The organism is Streptomyces sp. NBRC 109706, assembly GCF_000974485.1.
Taxonomy (GTDB): Bacteria; Actinomycetota; Actinomycetes; order Streptomycetales; family Streptomycetaceae; genus Streptomyces.
Map to the genome: position 1 here is coordinate 39,091 of NZ_BBOM01000005.1, position 22,278 is coordinate 61,368.

The following is a 22,278-nucleotide window of genomic DNA, read 5'->3' on the forward strand; positions in this document are numbered from 1 at the left end:
ACGGGGGCTATGTAAATTCAATGGATTGTCTAAGTCAATGCTTCGCGTCGGGAAATCTCGGCGACTCCCCCACATCTCCGGGTCGAGCACCCTCAAGGAATGGGACATAGTGGACAGTTGTCCCGTGCGTCTCGACGATGGATGGTCAATTAGTACTTTTACAGGAGGCGCGGGAAGGTGTTGGATGGGCCCATGCATGACCTTCCGGAACTACCGCTCTCCGAGACGGCGCGGCAGGCGCTCCTCAACTGGGCGGCCGGGCGCGAGGATCGCGAGGTGCGCGCCCGCATCATCCTGGACGCCGCCAACGGCATCTCCATCTCCGACAGCGCCCGCGCCCTGGGCATCTCCCGCCCCACCGTCACCTCCTGGCGCAACCGCTACGCGGCCCAGGGCCTGGAGGGTCTGGAGCACCGGCCCCGCAGCGGCCGACCACCCCGGATAGACGAGGCGGATGTGATCGCCGCGACGCTGGCGGGCCCGCCGGCCCCGCGTCGCGCCTGGTCGGCGCGCGCCCTCGCCGACCATCTGGGCATCTCGCACACGGCGTTGAGCGCGGTATGGCGCCGCTGGGGCGTCGACGGCGAGACGTTCTCCCCGGTCACCATGCCGACCGATCCGCCGCTGCGCTGCGACCAGCCGCTGCTGCTCGGCCTCTGGCGGGACGCGGAGGCCACCGTCCTGGTGGTCGCCGAGCGGCTGGACGAGGCGCGCCGGCCGGGATCGCCCGCGCCGGCCGCCGAGCGGATGGCGCGCAACACGGCGCTGGCCGCGGAGCTCTCGCTGCCGCGCGCCAGCCGGCTGCGGGTGTCGCCCGAGGCCCGCGCCGAGCTGACCGCGCTGCTGCACACCGTCGGTGACGGCGCCCAACGCATCGGCCCCTCCCGGCTGTTGGTCTGGGATCCGGCCGGCGATCTGGAGGAGTCGGGGCCCGAGGTCGGCGACGAGACCTGGCATCTGGCGCCCGACTCCATGAGCTGGTCGGCCACCCTGAGCGCGATCTGCTCCCTGGAGCTGCTGCACTCCCCCGCCACCGCGCGCCCGATGCTGGACTCGCTGCTCGACGCGCTGCGTTCGGACCGTTCGGTATGGCGCCGGCCCGACGAGGGCGCGGCCCCCGGACCGCCGCCGCGCACGCCGCGCGCCTTCGACCAGCTGGCCCTGGGCTCGTTCAACGAGAAGCTGGTGATCGAGAGCATCAGGGAGGCGGGCGCGCTCAGCCGGGTGGAGATCGCCCAGCGCACCGGGCTGACCCCGCAGGCGGTTTCGCGGATCACCCGCAATCTGCTGACCTCCGAGTTCCTGGTGGAGGACGCCCATCGGCCGGCGGGCAAGGGCAAGCCGAGGGTGCCGCTGCGGCTGCGCGCGGACGCCGCGCACGCCATCGGCATCCATCTGGACCCGGAGATGATCACCCAGGTCGTGGTGGACCTGTGCGGCGGCGTGGTGGCCAGGCGTCAGGTCTCGTTGCACGAGCGGCGCGATCCGGAGTGGGTGATCGCGCAGGTGACGCGGATGGCCCAGGAGGCCGTCGTGGCCGGCCGCCCCGCCTCCGATCCGCTGCTGGGCGTGGGCGTCGCGGTGCCCGGGCCGCTGGACGCCGAGGCCGGGGTGATCAGGAACCCGCCGCTCTTCGACGGCTGGCACGATGTCGCCCTGCGCGACGAGTTGGCCAAACGGCTGGAGATCCCGGTGATCCTGGAGAAGGACGTCACGGCCGCCGCCATCGGCGAGCGCTGGATCGGCGCCGCCGAGCGGGCGGGCGACTTCGTCTATCTCTATCTGGGCGCGGGGGCCGGCTGCGGCGCCTTTCTCAACGGCGATGTCTACCGTGGACGCACCGGCAATGCCGGGGAGTTCGGCGAGTTGTGCGCGCTGAGCGTGGGCCGGCTGACCCCGGAGGGCGGCCCCGCGATGGTCGCCGAATGCGCGCCGATGCCCACCGTGGTGGAGCGGGCGGCGGCCGCCGGGCTGGTCTCCGCTGAGGAGCCGGGCGCCTACGAACGGGCCTGCGCCGCCGTCCTCGCGGGGGACGAGGGGGCGCGGGAGATCTTCCGTTCGGTGGCCAGGGTGGTGGCCAGGGGCGCGGTGGGCGTGACGGACCTGCTGGACACCGCGCTGCTGATCGTGGGCGGCCCGGCCGTGCGGCCCGAGGTGACGGACCTGTTCCTCTCGGAGATCGACACGGCGGTCAACCGCTTCCCGGTGGCCCGCGACATCCGTCGGGTGCGGGTGGCGCATTCGCTGCTCAACGAGTCGGCGGCGGCGGTCGGGGCGGCGTCCAGCGTGTTCCACGCCGCCTTCGCGCCCCGGTTGCGCACCCATGTCACCCCTGCGGCCGGTCCCTCCATCCCGCTGGACGGCAACTAAGTTGCTTGCCGCCGCAGGGTGGGGCGAACTCCCGTGCGCCGCACCGGACTTCTCCATCTGCCCCGCGGCGGCCGAAGCGGGACCGCACGAGGGGGCTCACCGGCGGCGTTGACTTAATACATCCATTGGCTTTTCATAACAGTCATGCATCGTGACCCCGCCCTTATCGAACGACGCCTCCACCGCGTGCTCACCCAGCGTCTGATCCCCGCCGTGCACGCGCACGGCGTCCCGCTCGACATCGGGGTGTGGCCCGTGTCCGGCGAACCCGTGCCCGTCGCCGACGGCCTGCGGGCCGAGTACCGCCCCGTCTCCGTCGGCCACCGCTGGGGTCCCGCCTGGTCCACCTGCTGGTTCCGGGTCAGCGGCACCGTGCCGCCCGCATGGGCCGGTCGACGCGTCGAGGCGGTGCTGGATCTCGGCTTCGACGCCACCAAGGCCGGCTTCGCAGCCGAAGGGCTCGCCTACCGCGCCGACGGCTCCCCCGTCAAAGCGCTCAACCCGCGCAACGCCTGTCTCACCGTGGCCGAGAAGGCCGTCGGCGGCGAGGAGTTCGTCTTCTATGTGGAGGCCGCCGCCAACCCGCTGATCCTCGACGACGGCCCCGGCGGCGTGCCCTTCCTCCCCACCCGCTCGGGGGACCGCGCGCCCTGGCTGGGCGACGGCACCGGTGACGGCGGCGAGGCCGGCGAGCCGATCTACCGGCTGGCCAGGGCCGAGCTGGCCGTCTTCGACCCGGACGTCTGGGAGTTGACCCGGGACCTCGACGTGCTGGGCGGCCTGCTGGCCGAACTGCCCGAGGAGGACACCCGCCGCTGGCAGCTGCTGCGCGCCGTGGAGAACGCCCTGGACGCCGTCGACCTCCATGACATCGCCGGCACCGCGACCGAGGCCAGGCGGCACCTCGCCCCCGCGCTGGCCGTCCCCGCCGTCGAGGGCGCGCACCGGATCTCCGCCGTGGGCCACGCGCATATCGACACCGCCTGGCTCTGGCCGCTGCGCGAGACCGTCCGCAAGGTGGCGCGCACCGTCGCCAATGTCACCTCGCTGATGGACGAACACCCCGAGTTCCGCTTTGTGATGAGCCAGGCGCAGCAGCTCGCCTGGCTCAAGGAGCACCGCCCCGAGGTCTTCGCCCGGGCCGTGGAGAAGGTGCGCACCGGACAGTTCCTGCCCGCCGGCAGCCTCTGGGTCGAGCCGGACACCAACATCACCGGCGGCGAGTCGCTGGCCCGCCAGTTCGTCCACGGAAAGCGGTTCTACCTGGACGAGTTCGGGATCGAGACCGAGGAGATGTGGCTCCCCGACACCTTCGGCTACAACGCGGCCCTGCCGCAGCTGATGAAGCTGGCCGGGGTGCGCTGGTTCCTCACCCAGAAGATCTCCTGGAACACCACCAACGACTTCCCGCACCACACCTTCTGGTGGGAGGGCATCGACGGCACCCGGATCTTCAGCCACTTCCCGCCCGTCGACAGCTACAACGCCGAGCTGTCGGGCCGGGAGATCGCGCACAGCGAGCGCAACTTCCGGGACAAGGGCCTGGCCAACCGCTCCCTGGTGCCCTTCGGCTACGGCGACGGCGGCGGCGGTCCGACCCGCGAGATGCTGGGCCGCGCCGCCCGGCTGGGCGACCTCGCCGGCTCGGCCCGGGTGACGATCGAGGGCCCCGCCGAGTTCTTCGCCAAGGCCCACGAGGAGTACGGGGAGAACGCCCCCGTCTGGGTCGGCGAGCTCTATCTGGAACTCCACCGGGGCACCCTGACCAGCCAGTTGGCCACCAAACAGGGCAACAGGCGCAGCGAACACCTGCTCCGCGAGGCCGAGCTGTGGTGCGCCACCGCCACCCTGCGCACCGGCGCCGACTACCCGTACCAGCGGCTCGACCGGATCTGGAAGACCGTCCTCACCCACCAGTTCCACGACATCCTGCCGGGCTCCTCCATCGCCTGGGTCCACCAGGAGGCCGAGGAGACCTACGCCCGGGTCGCGGCCGAACTCGGCGAGCTGATCGACGGGGCGCAGCGCGCCCTCGCGGGACCGGCCGAAGCGGGCGGCACCCTGGTCTTCAACGCCGCCCCACACGCGCGCGGCGGCGTCCCGGCGCTGGGCGCGAGCCCGGCGCCTGCCCCCACGGCACCCCGTCCGCTCGCCGACACCACGCCGTTCGTCCTGGACAACGGACTGCTGCGGGTCACCGTCGACGAACGCGGTCTCGTCACCTCGATCCACGACATCGAGGCGGACCGCGAGACAGTCGCCCCCGGATCGGCCGCCAACCTGCTCCAGCTGCACCAGGACTTCCCCAACCAGTGGGACGCCTGGGACATCGACAGCTTCTACCGCAACGCGGTCACCGACCTGACCGAGGCGGACGAGGTGACGCCGACGCCCGACGGCGGCGTGCGCGTGGTCCGCACGGTGGGCGCGTCCCGGATCGAGCAGACGCTCACCCTGCCGGACGGCGTCCGCCGCCTGGACATCGACACGTTCGTGGACTGGCGGGAGCGCGAACGGCTGCTCAAGGCGGCGTTCCCGCTCGACCTGCGGGCCGAACTCTCGCGCGGCGAGATCCCGTTCGGCCACACCCCGCGCCCCACCCACAGCAACACCAGCTGGGAGGCGGCCAAGTTCGAGTTCTGCGCCCACCGCTACCTCCAGGTCGAGGAGCCCGGCTTCGGCGCGGCGCTGGTCAACGACTCCTCCTACGGACACGAGGTGACCAGGGACGTCCGCGCGGACGGCGGCTCCACCACCACGCTGCGGCTCTCGCTGCTGCGCGGCGCCCGCTTCCCCGACCCGGAGGCGGACCTGGGACAGCACCGGCTGCGGTACGCCCTGGTGGTGGGCGCCTCGCTCGGCGACGCCATCCGCGAGGGCTACCACTTCAACCTGCCCGAACGCCGGGTCCCGGGCGACCGACCGGTGGCGCCGCTGGTGTCCCTGGACAACGAGGCCGTGGTGATCGAGGCCGTCAAACTGGCCGACGACGGCTCGGGCGATCTGGTGATCCGGCTCTTCGAGTCCCTGGGCGGCCGCGCGACGGCGCGGCTCGGCACCGACTTCGCCGTCGCCGACGCGGCCGTGACCGACCTGCTGGAACGGCCGTTGGCCGACGAACCGGCCCCCGACCTGGCCCGGCTGACGCTGCGACCGTTCGAGATCCGCACCCTGCGGCTCACCCCGGCGGCGCGCGGCTAGACGTTGCCGGGACGAGCGTCCCGAACGGCGCGCGGGCCGGCGCGTGATGCGACCGGCCCGCGCGTCGGGGGCTGTTGACGCCGGCGGACTACCGCAGGAGGAGGGACTGGGGGCGCGCCGAGAGGGTGCGGTCCAGCACCAGGCAGGCGGCCCCCACCGCGCCCACGTCCTCGCCCACCCCGGTGCTGGTCACGACGGTGGGGTGGATCTTCTTCACAAACGGCGACTGTTCCACCATGTCCGGGATGATCCGCAGGAAACGGTCCCGGAGATGGGTCCAGATCGGGCCGCCGAAGACGATCATCTCCGCGTCCACCAGCGTCGCGGCGGCGGCGACGCCCCGGCCCACCCGCACCGCCCAGCGGTCGATGATGTCGCCGGCCGTGGCGTTCTCCTCGGCCAACCGGCTCAGCTCGGCCAGCCCGCGCTCGGCGTCCCTGGGGCCGAGCGGGGTGAACTCATGGCCCAGCACGCCCAGTTGAATGCCTTCGTCCACCATGGCCCGGGTGGTGCAGGCCGCGCCGAGCCCGCCGACCTCGCCGGCGTTGCCCGATACGCCGCGCAGCACCGTGTCCTCGACGACCAGGCCCATCCCCGAGCCGGTGCCCAGATAGAAAAAGAGAAAGTTGCCGGTGTCGGTGGCCGCGCCGGCCCAGCGCTCGGCCGTCGCTGCGGCGATCACATCCTTGTCCAGCAGCACCGGCAGCCCGGTCTCCACGCTGAGGAAGTCCCGCAGCGGCACCCGGCCCCAGCCCTCCAACTCGGGGGGATCGACCACCAGTCCGGCCGACATGTCCACCGGCCCGGGGGCGGCGATCCCCACGCCGAGGATCCGCTCCCTGGGCACCCCCGACTCCTCGATGAGCGTCTGGAGCGAGGCGCTGATGCCGGCCAACGTGTGATCCGGATCGGCGACGCGCGGCGTGGGGGTCCGCAGACGCGTCACCACCCGGCCCAGCAGATCCAGCACCACATAGGTGATCACGGCGGGGTCCAGATGCACCCCCACGGCGAACCTGGCCTCCGGGCTGACCTGGAGCAGGGTGCGCGGTTTGCCGGTGCCCGTGCTCTTCTTGCCGGTCTCCCGCGCCAGTCCGTGGTCCAGCAGCCGGCGGCAGATATTGGAGACGGTCTGCGCGGACAGGCCGGTGGCCTCCGCCAGCTCCACCCGGCTCAGCCCCTCCGGAACCCGACGGATCGCGTCCAGCACCACGGACTCGTTGAAGTCGCCCATGCGGGGCAGGTTGGTGCCACGCCGGATCGTCAACTGCTGCCTGCCCATCGCCTATGTCCTCCAGGACGAAACGTCGGGGAGTGCGTCGAACACCCCGGCCGTCGGGGCCGATCGACACGCCTGGGTGGCGTCCCCGGCATCCCGACGGCGTCCCCGCTCCGGCTCCGGCCTCGGCCGCTGGCCAGGACAACCGCCCATGGCCGCCCGACCGCCCAATCTACTCCCGGCCGCCGGAGGACTCTGTTCCCGGCCGCCAGAACCACATCCTAAATCAATACGATGGAGGTTGTGAGGCGTCCCGGTCCCGGAACCGGGGGCCCCTCCCCGGGCGACGCCCGGACTCCTCCCTCAGGGCCGCCCCACGCTGCCGTCCACCGTCCGCAGCAACGCCCAACGGTCGTGCTCCAAAGGCTCGGTCACCGGATGGCGGGCCGCCGCGCGCTCGTCGAAGTCGACGCCGAGCCCCGGCTCCGACGAGGGGCGCAGCCCGCCGTCCCGGGGCACGGGGGCGCCGGGGAACACCTCAAGCGTCGCCTCCGTGAACCTGGCCGCCTCCTGCACCCCGAACGCCGGCGAGGAGATGTCCAGCGCGACATTGGCCGCCATCCCCACCGGGCTCACGTCGCCGGGCCCGTGCGGCGCGGTGCGCACCCCGAACAGCTCGCAGGCGGCGACGAGTTTGCGGGTGGGCGTGAGTCCGCCCAGGGTGGGGATCCGGATCCGCGCGAAATCGATCGCGCCCGCCCGCAGCTGCGGGAGATACATCTGCGCGTCGTGGTACAGCTCGCCGACGGCCAGCGGCACCGAACCCGCCGCCCGCAGCCGGGGGAAGTGGTCCATGTCCTCCGGCGCCAGCACATCCTCCAGAAAGAAGAGACGGGCCGGCTCCACCTCCCTGACCAGCGTGAACGCCTCGGCCGGGGAGAGTCGTTCATGCACGTCGTGCAGCAACTCGACATCGGGCCCGACCTTCTCCCGCACCTCGGCGAGCACGGCGGGCACCTGGCGCAGATAGGCCGTGGAGTCCCAGACGCCGGTGCGCAGCCGGCGCCGCTCGGCCTCAACGGCGTCGGCGGGCCCGGCGCCATAGGTGTCGGACCCCGGCACCGGGACCTGCACCCTGACATGCCGGTAGCCCCGGGCGGCGGCGGCCAGCACGCGCTCGGCCACCTCGTCGGCGTCCCGCCCGTCGACATGGGTGTAGGCGGCGGCGAACTCCCGTGCCCGCCCGCCGAGCAGGGCGTGCAGTGGAAGCCCGGCGACCTTGCCCTTGATGTCCCAGAGCGCCACATCCAGCGCGGCCAGCGCGTTCTGGGCGATCGAACCGCCACGCCAGTAGCCGCTGTTGAGCAGCAGACGGTGGATGTCCTCGATATCGGCGCTGTCCCGGCCCAGCAGCAGCGGACCGAGATAGGAGTCGATCACCGCCCTGACCGCCAGGGTGCGTTGGGGGTCGCTGGCGCAGCCGAGGCCGTAGAGCCCCGGCTGGTCGGTCTCGACCCTGACGATCACATACGGGCAGCCCTGGGGCGCGCACAGGAAGGTGCGCACGCCCTTCACCCGTGGGGAGCCGGCGTCGCCGGCCCAGGGGGCGGGGGCCAGCAGTTCGCGCGACGGACCGTCGTCGGCCGGTCGCGGCCGGGGGTCGGGAGGGAGGTCGAACGGGAGGTCAAGCGGGGGGTCAAGGGGCTCTGGGGGTTGCTCTGCTGACGCCATAGGAGATCTCCGGAGGTCGGCCGCCGAGGTTGTTTCGGCGTGTGACGAGCGTTGACACCGTACATCAACTCGATTTAGCTTCCGGGGCACACCGCTCCCCGCGGGCCGACTCCCGGGAAAGGATGGGCAACGTGGCCCCACCACATCCCCGCCGTACCACTCGGCGGAGCAAGACATTGGGGGTAGCCCTCGCGCTGACCACGGTGCTCGCCGCCTGTGGTGGCGGCCAAGGCAGCGACGACCCCGACCAGTTGGAGATGTGGACGTTCAAGCAGTCCCATGTCGCGGGTCTTGAGGCGGCGGCGGAGATCTTCGAACGGGAGACCGGGGTCTCCGTGAAGATCCAGGCCTATACGCCCGACGACGCCTACAACACCAAGGTGGCGGCCTCCGCCAGGACCAACGACCTTCCCGACGTCCTCGAAGTGCACGCCAACGGCAGCGACTTCAGCTTCGGCGGCGCCGGCCTGCTGGAAGACCTCTCGGACGATGTCACCGAGGAGTGGACCGAGCGGTTCCTCCCCCCGGTCGCCCAGGACGGCACCGTCACCCGACAGTTCTACGAACAGTCGCTGGCGCCCGGCGCGGCCACCGTGGGCATCCAGGAGGGCGAGCGCTACAGCGTCCCGTTCACCGTGGGCACCTTCGGCATCGTCTACGCCAACAAGGAACGCCTCCAGCAGGCCGGGTTCACCGAAGCCCCGGAGACCTGGGAGGAGTTCATCGCGATGCTCGACGCGGTGGGCCAGGAGTTCCCGGACAACGGCGGCGTCACCATCGGCATGAAGGTGCCGTCGACGGGCCTTGAGTGGATGCTCCAGCCCATGGCCTACGGCCAGTTGGGCCCGGACGCCTATCCGGCGCTCTTCTCCGAGGACCCGGAGGTCAACTGGTCGTCGCCGACCGGGGTGCGGACGCTGGAGACCTTCGGTCAGGTCAATCCCTACTGGACGCCGGGCACCGGGATCCTGGGGATCGACGAGGCGGACCTGTCGTTCGCCCACGGCGAGTCGACCTTTGTGGTCGGGGGCACCTTCACCCTGGCCTTCCTCGCCGAGAACGGCGTCGACCCCGACAACCTCCTCACCTTCCCCATCCCGCCGCCCGAGGGCGCCGCGCTGCCGGACATGGAGCTCAAGCCCTTCGCGCTGACCGGCCTCTCGGTGGTCAGGGAGGGCGGCAACATGGACACGGCGCTGGAGTGGGTGCGCTTCCTCTCCCGGGACGATGTGGCGCGGGAGTTCGCGCAGACCGCGCTCGACCTGCCGCCCAACGATCTGGGGCCGCGCCCCGAGGAGGCGGTCGGGCCCGTGCTGGGCGCGATGGCCGCCTCGCTGGGCGAGAGCGAGGACGCCTACCACGCCGGGGACACCAGCTACAAGCCCAACGGCTATGACGCGGCCGATGTCGGGGCCGTGTTCGCCGAGTTCGCCCCGCTGGCGCGCAGGGACGCGGAGCGGTCCGGCGAGGCGCTGTCCGATCTCATCAACTCCTACTGGGCGGAGTCACGGCGTTGAGCGGCGAGACATCTTCAGAAGCGGCCCCTCCGGGGTCGTCCGGGGCCGGACGCGGCGCGCCCGGCAGGCCCGGGGAACGGCCGGCGGCCGGGAAGCGCGGGAACGCCACCGGGCGTCGGAACACCGACGGGCCCGGGGAAGCCCCGGCGCGGGCGATCCGCGCGGCACGCGGGCAGCGCAGACGGGAAGCCGCCTGGGGCTACGCCTTCGCCGCCCCGGCGCTGGTGCTCTTCGGGATCATGGGCGTCTACACCATCGTCTACGGCTTTCTGCTGAGCTTCGCCGAATGGAACGGCTTCTGGCCCCGGTGGAACTGGGTCGGACTGGACAACTACGCGGATCTGCTGTGGCGGAGCCCGGTGCACGCCCCGGCGGTGCGGGAGGCGGCGACCAACACCCTCTGGGTGATGATCGCGGTGCCGCTGCTGACGGTGGCGATCAGCTTCCCGCTGGCGGTGGTGCTCAACTCGGCCAGGCGCTTCGGCGGACTGCTGCGCTCGGTGTACTTCCTGCCCTATGTGACCACCGGCATCGCGGTCTACTTCGCCTGGCAGTACATCCTGGAGCCCAACGGGGCCATCAACCTGCTGCTCAAGAGCCTGGGCATGGGGTCGCTCTCGCAGCCGGAGGGCTTCCTGGGGAACCCGGACACCGCCCTGCCGACCCTGATCGTGGTGATGGTGTGGTCGTCGGTGCCCGTCGCCATGCTGCTCTATCTCACTGGGCTCCAGGCGCTGGACAGATCCCTGCTTGAGGCCTCCCAACTGGACGGCGCGGGATGGTGGCGCACCCAGCTGAGCGTGGTGTGGCCGCTGCTGCGACCGATCACCGCCGTGATCGTGCTGCTCAACCTGCGGGACTCGCTCCAGGGCTTCCAGATCTTCCTGATCATGACCAATGGCGGGCCGGGCAACAGCACCAACGTGCTGGGGCTTGAGACCTATCGGCTCGCCTTCCTCTCGGAGTTGGCGCCCACGCTCGGGCTGGCCAGCGCCCTGGGCTGGCTGCTCTTCATAGCGGCTCTGGTCGTCGCCATCGTCAACCAGCGAGCGTTGCGGAGGGTCGGATGACCGACACCGTGCACACGGTCAGCGCACCGAGACGGGGGCGCGCGGCCGCCCGCCCCCTCGGGCCCGGCGGTCGGGGGCGGGGGCGTCCACCGACCCGCACCCTGGTGGCCAGGAGCATCATCGGACTGCTGCTGGCGTTCTATGCGGCGATCAGCCTCTATCCCTTCCTGTGGATGGTCTCGGCGGTGTTCAAGGACAACGAGGAAGTGGTCTCGGGCGGTCATCTGATCCCCAAGTCGCCCACGCTGTCGACCCTTTCCGACACCTGGAGCAAGCTCAACTTCTTCGACTACTTCCTGAACAGCCTCAAGGTCACCCTTCTGACGACGGTGCTGGTGGTGGTGATCTACGCGGCCGCCTCCTATGCCTTCGCGGTGCTGCGCTTCCCGGGCAGGACGGCCTTCTACCGGCTGTTCCTGGTGCTGCTCTTCGTCCCCGGCGTGGTCACCCTGCTGCCGATCGTGCTGCTGGAGCACGAACTGAACATCCTCGGCACCCACTGGGGGCTGGTGCTGCCCTTTGTCAACGGCAGCGCCCCGCTGGCGGTGCTGCTGCTGACCAGCTCCTTCAACTCCGTTCCCGGGGAGCTGCGGGAGGCGGCCCGGGTGGACGGTGCCGGCGAGTTGCGGATCTTCGCCACCGTCTATCTGCCGCTGGCACGACCGGCGTTGATCACCATCGCCCTGCTCACCGCGATCCCGACCTGGAACGAGTACCAGCTGACCAGGGTCTCGCTGAACGACCCGGACAGCTACACGCTGCCGATCGCGCTCCAGGCCATGCAGTCGGAGAACGTGGTGCAGTACAACTCGCTGATGGCCGCCGCGCTGATCATGGTGATCCCCGTGGTGATCCTCTTCTTCAGCGCGCAGCGGTACTTCGTCAACGGGCTGATGGGGGCGGTCAAGGGCTGACTCCCCGCTCCTTCCACACCCCCGCTCCCCGCACCCCGCACCGACTCTCCCTGGGAGGAACACCCTTGAGGTGTGACACCGATCGTCCCCGCTCCTTCGACACCGGTCGGAGGAGGCGGCGATGAGCGAGCGCGCGCCGGACGGGCGACGGGCGCGCCAGGCCCCCCTGGGCGCCGGTGACACGGTGTTGGTCACCGGCGCCGCCGGGGGGATCGGGCGGTATGTCGTGGGGGCCTGTGTGGACGCGGGCCTCCGGGTGATCGCCACCGACCGGGTGCCGTTCGCGGACGACAGGGCCGCCGGCTGCCCGGTCGGTGACATCAGGGACGCCGACTTCGTCGCCTCCTGCCTGCTGGGGCCGGACGGCCCGGTAGCCGGGGTGGCGCATCTGGCGGCGATCCCGGCTCCAGGGCAGGTCTCCGAGGAGGAGACGCTCGACCAGAACGTGCTGGGCAGCTTTGTGGTGCTCCAACAGGCCGGCCGGCACGGGGTGCGGCGGGTGGTGCTGGCCTCCAGCGTCTCGGCCTTCGGCCTGGCCTGGGCCGACCGCGATCTGTCCCCGAGGTATGTGCCGGTGGACGAGGACCATCCCACGATGGCGGTGGACTGCTACGGGCTCTCCAAGGTCCTCGCCGAGGAGGTGGCCGCCTTCAGCACCAGGCGCTGGGGGCTGCCGACCGTCTGCCTCCGCTTCCCCTTCGTGGGCACCGGCGACCGGCTGACGGGGCAACTCGCCCGGGTCCACGAGGATCCGGGCGGCCACCGCCGCGACCTCTGGGCCTGGCTCGACACCCGGGACGCGGCACGCGCCGTCCGGGCCGGCCTCACCGAGCCGCTGAGCGGCCACCATGTGATCTCCGTGAGCGCGGACGACACCTCCGCCCTGCAACCCACCGAGGAACTGCTGCGCGCCCACCATCCCGACAGCCGACTGACCCGCCGACTTCCCGCGCACAGCGCGGCCTTCGACAACACCAGGGCCCGGGAGATCCTCGGGTTCCGCCCGCACCACCCATGGCGCGACGAGCGGCCACCCCACACCGGCTGACCGCGGCCATGGGCCGCCCCCACCACCGTCCCCCCAGAGAGGACCCCCACCATGGCAGTCTCGCGCCGCACCTTCGTCACCACGGCGCTCGCCGTGCCGGCGGCCGGCGCCGTGTTCGGCACGGCCTACGCCCAGGCCACCTCGACCGACGAGACCGAGCCCCGGAGCAACCGACCGCGCGCCAGCGAACCGGGCGATGTCGTCGGCAAGATCACCACCGGCTACCAGGGCTGGTTCGCCGCCGCCGGCGACGGCTCCCCCATCGACGCGTGGTGGCACTGGGCCCCCGACATGGGAAGGACCCCTTCGCCCAGCAACAACGGCATCATCAGCTGGCCCGACATGCGGGAGTACGAGACCGACTACCAGACGGACTTCCCCGCCCTGGGCAACGGCCGGCCGGCGACGCTCTTCTCCAGCCACGACGACCAGACGGTGGACACCCACTTCCGCTGGATGGCTACGAACGCCATCCACACCGCCGCGCTGCAGCGCTTCAACCCCAACGGGCACGAGGGCCCCATCCGGGACGCGATGACGGAGAAGGTCCGCGTCGCGGCCGAGGCACACGGCGTGAAGTTCTATGTGATGTACGACATCACGGACTGGCTGGCGATGCGGGAGGAGATCACCGTCGACTGGACGGAGAAGATGTCCGCCTACACCGCGTCCCCCGAGTACGCCGTGCAGAACGGCAAGCCGGTCGTCGGGATCTGGGGCCCCGGCTTCGCCGACGAGAAGCGGCCCTTCGCTCCGGACGAGTGCCTTGAGGTCATCCGGTGGTTCCAGGACCAGGGCTGCTATGTGATGGGCGGGGTGCCCACGCACTGGCGCAGCGGGGACCGGGACTCCCGGCCGGGCTTCGAGGAGGTCTACCTCGCCTTCGACATGCTCTCGCCCTGGATGGTCGGCCGGCTGGGCACCGTCGAGCAACTGGACGCCTTCTACGAGTCCAACCTTCTTCCTGACCAGCAGGCGTGCGACGCGGCGGGCATCGACTACCAGCCGTGTGTGATGCCGGGGAACCTCCAGGAGGGTCACCGGGCGCATGGCGACTTCATGTGGCGCATGTTCTACAACACCATCCGAGCGGGGGCCCAGGGCCTCTACATATCGATGTTCGACGAGTACAACGAGGGGAACCAGATCGCCAAGACGGCGGAGACCAGCGCTGACGTTCCGGCCGGGGAGGACTTCCGCGCCCTGGACGAGGACGGCACGCCCTGCTCCGCCGACTACTATCTGCGTCTGACCGGGGACGGGGGTCGCATGCTCGCCGGCGAGATCGAACTCACCGAGATCAGGCCCACCTCCCCCGTGGTCTAGGAGCGGCCCGGCCGCCCCACCCGACACCCCGGGTGGCCCTTTACCTGCCGGAAGGGCCGCCCGGGGGCTCATCTCCCGAGCCACGCCGGGAAGTTCCGCCAGCGGAGCTCCCTCAGCGCTGTTCCCTCAGTGCTGTTCCCTCAGTGGAGATAGGGGCCGGCGGAGCCCACCTGCCCGGGGGCCTCGGTGAGATCGGTGTCCAGCACATAGACCGCGAGGTTGCCCTTGCCGGGCGCGGCGACCGAGAGCGTGCCGTCGGTGACCTCCACCCGCTCCCCCGACACGGCGTCGGTGTACGTGCCGTCGGGTATCCCGGTGAAGCTCGCTCCATGAGTGATGGTGACCAGCGCGAAGCTGTCCGTCTCGGCATCGGTGTAGCGACGCTTGAACGCCATCTCCCCCTCGATGCCCTCCAGCGAGTACTGCCCCTTCTGCAGCGCCGGGACGGCCCGACGTATCTCGTTGAGGCGCTGGAGGTGCTGTACCAGCGGCTGTTGCAGCGTCTCGGCTATCGGCCCGCTGGCGCTCTCCACCCGGGAGTAGTCGGAGACGGTCAGCTCGCCCTCCAGATGGTCCCCGTAGTAGGCCCGCCCGGTGGTGGCCAGAGGACAGGTGGGACCGCAGTCGATCCGCTGCCCCGCCTGGAACTCGATCTCCGATCCGTAGTAGAGCGTGGGGATGCCGCGGAACGTCCACATCAGGGCCATGTTCTCGGCCCAGGCGTCGGTGCCCTCGGCGTAGCGTTCCTCGCTCTTGTTGGGGCCGTAGTCGTGGCTGTCCACATAGACGGTGTTGTAGGTGGCGTCGTTGGTGGAGTCGTCGGAGTCCCGCCCGTTGTGGAACGCGTTCTGCGCCGAACCGAAGTTCATGTGCATCCGCATGTCGATGATGTTCATGCCGGAGAACCGGCTGCGGTCCGGCTGGTGGTAGGAGTTGCCGTCGAGGAAGGCGTTGTCGGAGGTTGGCTGCCCCGCCGTGCCGATCCCGTTCTCGTGCTCGTACTCCTCCAGGACCGCCTCCGCATCGTCGGCGCTGTACTCCTGACGCGGCTGCCAGGTGAAGAACTGCGCCGAGTGGTTGACCGAGCCCCTGTTCCACTTGTCGTTGACGAACGCGGCCACCTCGCCGAAGACATAGAAGTCCTGGGCCTTCTCCTCGCCGTACTTCTCCACCAACCTGGCCTCGATGGCCGGCAGGAAGTGGCGCGTCCAGATGATCCTCGGAATGTGCACCGCGGTGTCCACCCGGAAGCCATCCACCCCCATGTCGATAAAGCGGTTGTAGGCGTCTATCAGGTACTCCTGGACCTCGGCGTCCTCGGTGTTGAAGTCGGCCAGGTCGTCATGGAGCCAGCAGCTGCGGGAGTCCTCGCCCTCCCAGTTGCCTATCCAGCACTGGTGGTAGTAGTTGGCGGGAAAGAGGCCGGTGGTCGGGTTGGGCCACTGGCAGTTGTAGATGCGGTAGCCCTCGGGGCTGGTGTGGTCCGTGGGCTCACCCCAGTTGGGGCACTCGTTGTCCGCGGGCTCCTCGTGGGACCAGACGTCCCCGTTGTAGGGGAGCCCGTTCTCGTCCTCCTCCAGCGGGTCGTAGTCGCGGCCCTCCTCCGGGGTGTCGTAGAACCAGTCCCACTGCTCGTCCTGGACGCCGAAGACCGTGGGCTCGTAGAGCCCCCGCGCGCCCCAGCGCGAACTGTGGTTGTAGACCACGTCCTGATAGATCTTCAGGCCCTTTTCGTGCGCGGTGTCTATCAGCTCCTGATAGGAGGTGCCGTCGGACTCCAGACGCGGATCGACCTCGTAGAAGTCGTAGCCGTGGTAGCCGTGGAAGTCGTAGTCGGAGCGGTTGAGCACGACGGGCGTGATCCAGACGGCCGAGAACCCGAGTCCCTTGATGTAGTCGAGCTTGTCGGCCAGTCCCTGGAAGTCGCCCCGGAACATGGGGTCGTCGTACTCGGCGTTGCCCGATCTCTCGTGCTGGCTGCCGCCTCGGTTGTTGGAACTGTCTCCGTCATAGAACCTGGCGGTCATCACGAAGTAGATCGAGTCCTCGCGGGGGTCGCCCCCCAGCATGCTGGCCGGCTCAGCCGCGGCCGACCGGGCACCGGCCGCGCTCGTCGTCCCGCTCTGGGCCTGACCCGGTGTCTGACCCGGTGTCTGGCTCTGGGTCCGAGGGGTGACCCCGCTGCTCTGGGCCGGAAGCAACGCGCCGATCAGGGCGGCGACCACCAGACCCAGCGCGGCCACCCACCACCGCCTGTGACGTCTTGTTCGGGGGGTGTTCATCTCAACTCCTGGATGAGGCTGTTGGAGACCCGACGCGCCTGCGGCTCTCCAGGAGGTCACAAGAAGCTGCAACTTCTTGTGGAATTTCTTGCTGAACTCCTTGCAAGTTACAGAATGGCCGCCAGGCGGCACAGGGGAGCAACCGTGTGCTTCTGAAGGAGATTGTGAAGGGCCTCGCGAGGGAGATCGCGAAGGGAGGGCACAGCCTCACCGCCTGCCTCCCTCTCCCCGGGTGGGCGCCCGAGGCGCGGCTCAGCCCATCCCGTTGAAGGAGAAGTAGAAGATCTCGCCCGACTCCAGATCCATGGCGGCGTTCCAGAAGCAGGAGCCGCCGTCCATCACTTCGAGCCACTCGGACTCCCAGCCGGCGAAACCCTCCGGATCGCAGATCCCCTGCACCCGGAGCTGGCGCTCCTCGCCGGCGACCAGCTCGGTGTACTGGCGGACATAGCCCTCGTCGAGCTGGATGGTCTCCGAAGCGCCGGGGCCGCTGGTGAATTCCTCGCTGGGCGGCAACGCCTCCTCGAAGCGCTCCACATCGGCCCGATCCGGGATCCGGGAGTCCGCCCGCGTACCGCCCCCGCCCAGGAGGGCGATCCGCCGTTGATCCGGCGTGGTGAGCAGGGCGCCACGCCAGCCGTCCCCCTCGACAACGCCACCCTTCCCGCTCTCTCCTCCGCAGCCGACCAGCGACAGCGAGGCCAGCAGCACCGGAGCCACCCGAAACACACCATGTCTGCTCAGTCTTCTCATGCCCCCTCCGACGGCCCGTCCGAGGGCGCGGTTCCCCGGCTGTCATGAGGCGACCGGCTCCTCCGGCGCGGGCGTCGCACGCTCGGCGGCACGGCTCACCTCCTCCCAGGAGGCCCAGACGTCCATGCGCCGGCGGGAGACCTCGAACGCCAGGTCGTAGACCATGCTGCCCAACAGCAGGCGCAGCGGTGGATCCGCGGAGTCGACGAGCCTCATCAGCGCCTGCGCGGCCAACTCCGGTGGGCTGTCGACGGAGTTCTCCGCGAACCGCCGCTCCAACTCGGCGCGGAGCCCGGCGTACTGCGGCTGCGGCTCGGCCGCGACCAGGCCCCTGGTGTAGAGATCCGTCCAGTAGCCACCGGGCTCCACGATGGTGACCTTGACGCCGAACTCGGCGACCTCGGCGGCCAGCGCCTCGCTCATCCCCTCCAGGGCGAACTTGCTGGCGCTGTACAGACCCGTCGTGGGGAATCCGCCCAGCGCGCCGATGCTGGAGATCTGCACGATATGGCCGGAGCCCTGCTCGCGCAGGGTGGGAAGCACCGCCTGGCTCACCCAGAGGGCACCGAAGAAGTTCACCTCCAGCTGCTCGCGCGCCTGCGCCTCGGTGAACTCCTCCACCATGCCCATGGAGAGGAAGCCCGCGTTGTTGACCACGATGTCCAGGCGACCGAAGCGCCGCACCGCCTCCCCCACGGCGGCGAAGACGGCGGCCCGGTCGGTGACGTCCAGGGAGAAGGCCATCAGGCGATCCCGATGAGCGACGGCCAGCGTGTCCAGGGCGCCGACCGTGCGGGAGAGGGCGACCACCCGATCCCCGGCGGCAAGCGCGGCCTCGGCGAAGGCGCGCCCCAGCCCGCGGCTGGCTCCGGTGATCAGCCAAACCCGCCCGGCGCGCTGGGCCTCGGCGTGGGCGCTGACGAGGTTCGGGGCGGAGGTTGCGGAACGGCGTTCACGAGTCATGGCATGTCCTCACTTCGTTGACGAGACGGACTACGAGACGGACCACAAGACCATCCGCGAGACGGACCGTCTCGGTTCGTCGCGATGACACTACACACCCGGATCCCGAAAAACAAGACGGTGCGTCTCGTCTCGCAATGGGTTACCCTGGCGGCATGACTCCACAACGCAGAGTCCCCGACAGAGCACGCCGCAGCGAGGCCACCCGCCAGGCGATCCTCAACGCCGCCCTGGAGTTGGTGAGCGAGGTCGGCTACGCGAGGCTGAGCATCGAGGGCATCGCGGCGCGGGCCGGGGCCGGCAAGCAGACGATCTATCGCTGGTGGCCCTCCAAGGGGGCGGTCCTCTTCGACGCGTTGCTCGCCCTCTCCCAGGGCGGCGACGAGGAGAGTGGCGAACTGCCGGACACCGGGGATCTGGAGGCCGATCTCAAGGCCGTGCTCCGGGCCACCGCCGGCGAGTTGAACGATCCCCGCTACAGCGAGCCCATGCGCGCCCTGACGGTGGAGATCCTGGTGGATCCGGCGCTGGCGGCGGACTACAACGAGCGGCTGGAGAAGCCCGTCAGGGAGCTGAAGCAGCGCCGGCTGCGCAGTGCCCAGGAGGCGGGGCAGCTCTCCCCCGGGCTGGATCTCGATGTGGCGGTCGAGATGCTCTGGGGCCCGGTGCGCAACCGCTGGCTCCATCGCGAGGGGCCGCTCACGGAGGATTTCGTGGATGTCGTGGTGGAGACGGCGCTCCAGGGATTGAAGGCCCCGGACACCCCCGAGGGCGCGGTCGAGGGCGCTGCCGAGCGGGCCGACTCCCCCGGAGGCGACGGATGAGCCCTCGGGGGATCACCGCGTGGCGCGGCCCGCTCCGTCGGCTGACCGCCGTGGGGCGGCGGGTCCTTCAGCGGTTGACGGACTCGCCCTGGTGGACGAAGGAGTGCAGCGCCCGGTCAAGACCGGCGCGGTCGGGGAGTCCGTCGGTGTCGTTGGCGCACTGCACCACGAGGGCGGCCACGGCGGCGCCCTGCGCGAGAGCCCGCTGGGGCGGCAGCTCGCTCAGCCGGCCGTCGAGAAAGCCCACGGCGAAGGCGTCCCCGGCACCGACGGGGTCCACCACGGGCACGGTGAACGCGTCCTGCCGCCAGACCCCGTCGGCGGTGTGGCAGCTGGCCGCCTTGTCGCGGTGTTTGACCACCACGGTCCCGGCGCCGGCGGCGAGCAGTCCTTCCACGGCCGTCCGCAACGACCGCCCGGGGAGCAGGAGTTCCAGCTCGTCCTCGCCAGCCAAGACCAGATCGACGCGTTCCAGCAGCGGCGCGACGACCTCGCGCCAGCGGTCCGCCGAGCCGATCTTGAAACGCACATTGGGGTCGAGCGAGACCGGCACGCCCTGCTCGTCGGCCAGCTCCAGCAGTCGCTCCGTGGCCCGTCGCGCGGAGTCCGACAACATGGGCGTGATCCCGGTCAGATGCAGCAGCCGGGCGCCGCCCAGCGCGGCGGGGGGCAGCTCGTCCGGATCCAGCCGCGAGGCGGCGGAGCCCGCTCGGTAGTACTGCACGTCAATGGCGCGCGACGGGTGGCTGTCGCGTACCAACATCCCGGTATAGCCCGAGGGATCAACGACCGCATAGGAGGTGTCGATGCCATCGGAACGCAGTTTGGACAGCACGGCCCGGCCGGCGGGGTCGTCCCCCACCCGGCCCAGCCAGCGGCTGGCGTACCCCAGCCTGGCCAGGCCCGCCGCGACATTGCTCTCGGCGCCGGCGATCGAGCGCCGGAAGGTGGTGGCATGCTCCAGCGGCACGCCCGGCTCGGCCAGCAGCAGGGTCATCGCCTCGCCACAGACCACCACGTCAGGTCGCCCACTCATGCCGCTCGTCCCTTCGCGACGCGTAGATAGGTTCTGGCCCGTTCGCGCAGCGCGTCCAGGTCCCCTCCGTCGGCGGCATCGCCCACCAGCGGAGAGCCCACCCCCACCGCCGTGGCACCGCCCGCCAGATAGCCGTCGGCCGCCTCCGCGTCCACGCCGCCCACCGGCACCAGCGGCACTTCGGGGAACGGGCCGCGCAGCGCCTTCAGATAGCGCGGTCCGCCCATCGAGTCGGCGGGGAAGATCTTGATGGCCGAGGCCCCGGCGGCGAGGGCGGCGATGATCTCGCTGGGGGTCAACGCCCCGGCGAGGGTGGGCAGTTCCAGCCGGCGCGCCTCCGCCAGCCCGGCGCCGAGCCCGGGTGTCACGGCAAAGGTCGCTCCCGCCTCCCGTGCGGTCCGCGCGTCCTCGGCGGTGATCACGGTGCCGGCGCCCAGGAGCGCTTCGGGCCCCAGCTCGGCCCGGGCCGCGGCGATCACCTCCGGCGCGTCCCGCCCGGTGAGGGAGACCTCCACCAGATCGACCCCCTCCGCCACCAGGGCGCACACCGTCCGGATGGCGGCGTGGCGGTCGGTGCCCCTGACGATGGCCAGCAGCCGCCGGTCACGCAGGAGTTCCAGCAGGTTCATCGTTCGGCCTTCCTCCGGGGTGACGGGTTGGTGTCGCCGGGCCAAGCCTCGCAGATCGGCCCGGCCGTCGCTGGGTCGCTCACCATTCGGCGAAGCCGCCGTCGGAATGCCGCCAGACGGGGTTGCGCCAGCCGTGCCCCGCGAGATCGGCGGCGCGCACGGCGGCCTCGTCCACGACGACGCCGAGTCCGGGCAGTTCGGTGCGGTGGGCATGTCCGTCGACGAAGCGGAAGGGTTCACGGTCCACCAGGTAGGAGAGCAGGTCGGCCTCCCGGTTGTAGTGGATGCCCAGACTCTGCTCCTGGATCAGGAAGTTCGGCGTGGCGAACACCACCTGGAGGCTGGCGGCCAGGGAGATCGGGCCGAGCGGACAGTGCGGGGCCAGATGCGCGCCGAAGGTCTCGGCCAGCGAGGCGATGCGCCGCACCTCGGAGATCCCGCCGGCGTGCGAGAGGTCGGGTTGGACCACGGCCACCCCGGCCTGGAGCACCTGGAGGAAGCCGGCGCGATCGTAGATCCGCTCGCCCGTCGCGATCGGCACGGGCCCGGCCTCGACCAGCCCGCGCAGGATGTGGTTCTGCTCCGGCGGCACGGGCTCCTCCACGAACAGCGGGTGGAGCGGGGCGAGTTCGTCGAGCAGCCGGCGGGAGCTGGCGGCGGTGAAGCGGCCATGGCAGTCGACCGCGATATCCCGGTCGTCGCCCAGCACCTCCCTGGCGGTGGCAACCCGGGCGACGACCTCCCGGATCTCGGCGACGCTGGCGTGCGGTCGGACGCGGCCGGCCGCGTTCATCTTGACGGCGGTGAAGCCGGCCTCCACCTGCGCCGAGATCTGGTCGGCGAGTTCGGTGGGATCGTCTCCGCCGACCCAGGCGTAGACGCGCGCCCGGTCCCGCACCGGCCCGCCGAGCAGCCGGTGCACGGGCACGCCGTGGCGTTTGCCCATGATGTCCCAGAGGGCCTGGTCGAGGCCGGCCACGGCGCTGGAGAGCACCGGCCCGCCCCGGTAGAAGCCGCCCTTGGTGAGGACCTGCCAGTGGTCCTCGATGCGCGTGGGGTCCTTGCCCACGAGGTATTCGGCCAGCACCTCAACGGCGGCGCGCACCACCTCGGCGCGCCCCTCCACGACGGGCTCACCCCACCCGACGATGCCGATGTCGGTCTCCACCCGACAGAAGAGCCAACGGGGCGGGACCATGAAGGTCTCGATCCGGGTGATTCTCATCTGCGATGCCCCTTTGGTGCTGTGCGTGCCATGCCTGGTCAGGACGCCCGAAACGCCCCCGGGGTCCCGAGCGTCGCCGGCCGCCGAGGCGCGTGACCCGGTCTGTTGACGCTCCTTGCCCTCGTTCTGTTGCCTCATGACCTGGCTCAACCTTCCGGTGGGTGGGACTG

Annotated in this window: 15 protein-coding genes and 1 pseudogene; 8 read left to right on the top strand and 8 right to left on the bottom strand. The window is 70.8% G+C overall.

The features are described 5' to 3' along the window. Positions 1-192: 192 nt before the first annotated feature. A complete protein-coding gene (locus AOM46_RS31615) occupies positions 193-2,370 on the top strand; it encodes an ROK family protein (protein ID WP_062206524.1) in 2,178 nt (725 codons plus the stop codon). 144 nt (positions 2,371-2,514) lie between these two features. Then, positions 2,515-5,571: a glycoside hydrolase family 38 C-terminal domain-containing protein gene (locus tag AOM46_RS05210; protein WP_062206526.1), complete on the top strand. Its 3,057-nt coding sequence runs from the start codon at positions 2,515-2,517 to the stop codon at positions 5,569-5,571. Between the two features lie 88 nt (positions 5,572-5,659). Here AOM46_RS05210 and AOM46_RS05215 read toward each other — a convergent pair whose 3' ends face one another. Beyond that, positions 5,660-6,853 carry an ROK family transcriptional regulator gene (locus AOM46_RS05215; protein WP_062206527.1) on the bottom strand — a complete coding sequence of 398 codons (1,194 nt, stop codon included), beginning with the start codon at positions 6,851-6,853 and terminating at the stop codon, positions 5,660-5,662. 300 nt (positions 6,854-7,153) lie between these two features. Beyond that, the gene (locus tag AOM46_RS05220) at positions 7,154-8,521 is read right to left on the bottom strand and encodes an enolase C-terminal domain-like protein (RefSeq protein WP_078856502.1); all 1,368 of its coding nucleotides are present in this window, start codon (positions 8,519-8,521) and stop codon (positions 7,154-7,156) included. A gap of 176 nt (positions 8,522-8,697) precedes the next feature. Between AOM46_RS05220 and AOM46_RS05225 the strand changes: the two genes are divergently transcribed. The 5 genes from AOM46_RS05225 (at position 8,698) to AOM46_RS05245 (ending at position 14,396) form a co-directional block, all read left to right on the top strand. After that, positions 8,698-10,038, top strand: coding sequence for an ABC transporter substrate-binding protein (locus tag AOM46_RS05225; RefSeq protein WP_234313643.1), 1,341 nt, complete (start codon positions 8,698-8,700; stop codon positions 10,036-10,038). Further along, on the top strand, positions 10,035-11,108 hold the full coding sequence (locus AOM46_RS05230; protein ID WP_234313644.1) for a carbohydrate ABC transporter permease: 1,074 nt from the start codon (positions 10,035-10,037) through the stop codon (positions 11,106-11,108). The genes AOM46_RS05225 and AOM46_RS05230 overlap by 4 nt, the downstream gene beginning before the upstream one ends. Further along, positions 11,105-12,022, top strand: a complete 918-nt coding sequence (locus AOM46_RS05235) for a carbohydrate ABC transporter permease (RefSeq protein ID WP_078856503.1) — start codon at positions 11,105-11,107, stop codon at positions 12,020-12,022. Before AOM46_RS05230 ends, AOM46_RS05235 begins: the two co-directional genes overlap by 4 nt. Positions 12,023-12,143: 121 nt before the next feature. Beyond that, entirely contained in the window at positions 12,144-13,070 is a 927-nt protein-coding gene (locus tag AOM46_RS05240; RefSeq protein WP_062206529.1) for an NAD(P)-dependent oxidoreductase, read from the top strand. A 51-nt stretch (positions 13,071-13,121) separates the two neighbouring features. After that, a complete protein-coding gene (locus AOM46_RS05245; RefSeq protein WP_062206531.1) occupies positions 13,122-14,396 on the top strand; it encodes a glycoside hydrolase family 71/99-like protein in 1,275 nt (424 codons plus the stop codon). A gap of 140 nt (positions 14,397-14,536) precedes the next feature. On the opposite strand, the pseudogene AOM46_RS05250 reads toward AOM46_RS05245, so the two are convergent. The 3 genes and pseudogenes from AOM46_RS05250 to AOM46_RS05260 form a co-directional block, all read right to left on the bottom strand. Next, positions 14,537-16,462: pseudogene (locus AOM46_RS05250) on the bottom strand (alpha-amylase family glycosyl hydrolase); the annotation flags it as partial. A 468-nt stretch (positions 16,463-16,930) separates the two neighbouring features. After that, positions 16,931-17,431 carry a hypothetical protein gene (locus AOM46_RS05255; protein WP_158920261.1) on the bottom strand — a complete coding sequence of 167 codons (501 nt, stop codon included), beginning with the start codon at positions 17,429-17,431 and terminating at the stop codon, positions 16,931-16,933. 42 nt (positions 17,432-17,473) lie between these two features. After that, positions 17,474-18,394, bottom strand: coding sequence for an SDR family NAD(P)-dependent oxidoreductase (locus AOM46_RS05260; RefSeq protein ID WP_062206535.1), 921 nt, complete (start codon positions 18,392-18,394; stop codon positions 17,474-17,476). Between the two features lie 155 nt (positions 18,395-18,549). On the opposite strand from AOM46_RS05260, the gene AOM46_RS05265 reads away from it, so the two are divergent. Then, positions 18,550-19,218: a TetR/AcrR family transcriptional regulator gene (locus AOM46_RS05265; RefSeq protein ID WP_078856505.1), complete on the top strand. Its 669-nt coding sequence runs from the start codon at positions 18,550-18,552 to the stop codon at positions 19,216-19,218. A gap of 67 nt (positions 19,219-19,285) precedes the next feature. On the opposite strand, the gene AOM46_RS05270 is transcribed toward AOM46_RS05265, so the two are convergent. The 3 genes from AOM46_RS05270 to dgoD all read right to left on the bottom strand — a co-directional run bounded on the left by AOM46_RS05270 (position 19,286) and on the right by dgoD (position 22,108). Further along, the gene (locus tag AOM46_RS05270; RefSeq protein ID WP_062206537.1) at positions 19,286-20,254 is read right to left on the bottom strand and encodes a sugar kinase; all 969 of its coding nucleotides are present in this window, start codon (positions 20,252-20,254) and stop codon (positions 19,286-19,288) included. Further along, positions 20,251-20,883, bottom strand: a complete 633-nt coding sequence (locus tag AOM46_RS05275) for a bifunctional 4-hydroxy-2-oxoglutarate aldolase/2-dehydro-3-deoxy-phosphogluconate aldolase (RefSeq protein ID WP_062206539.1) — start codon at positions 20,881-20,883, stop codon at positions 20,251-20,253. Before AOM46_RS05275 ends, AOM46_RS05270 begins: the two co-directional genes overlap by 4 nt. 79 nt (positions 20,884-20,962) lie before the next feature. Continuing rightward, complete coding sequence (gene dgoD, locus AOM46_RS05280; protein ID WP_062206541.1) at positions 20,963-22,108, bottom strand: galactonate dehydratase; 1,146 nt, start codon at positions 22,106-22,108, stop codon at positions 20,963-20,965. Positions 22,109-22,278 lie beyond the last annotated feature (170 nt).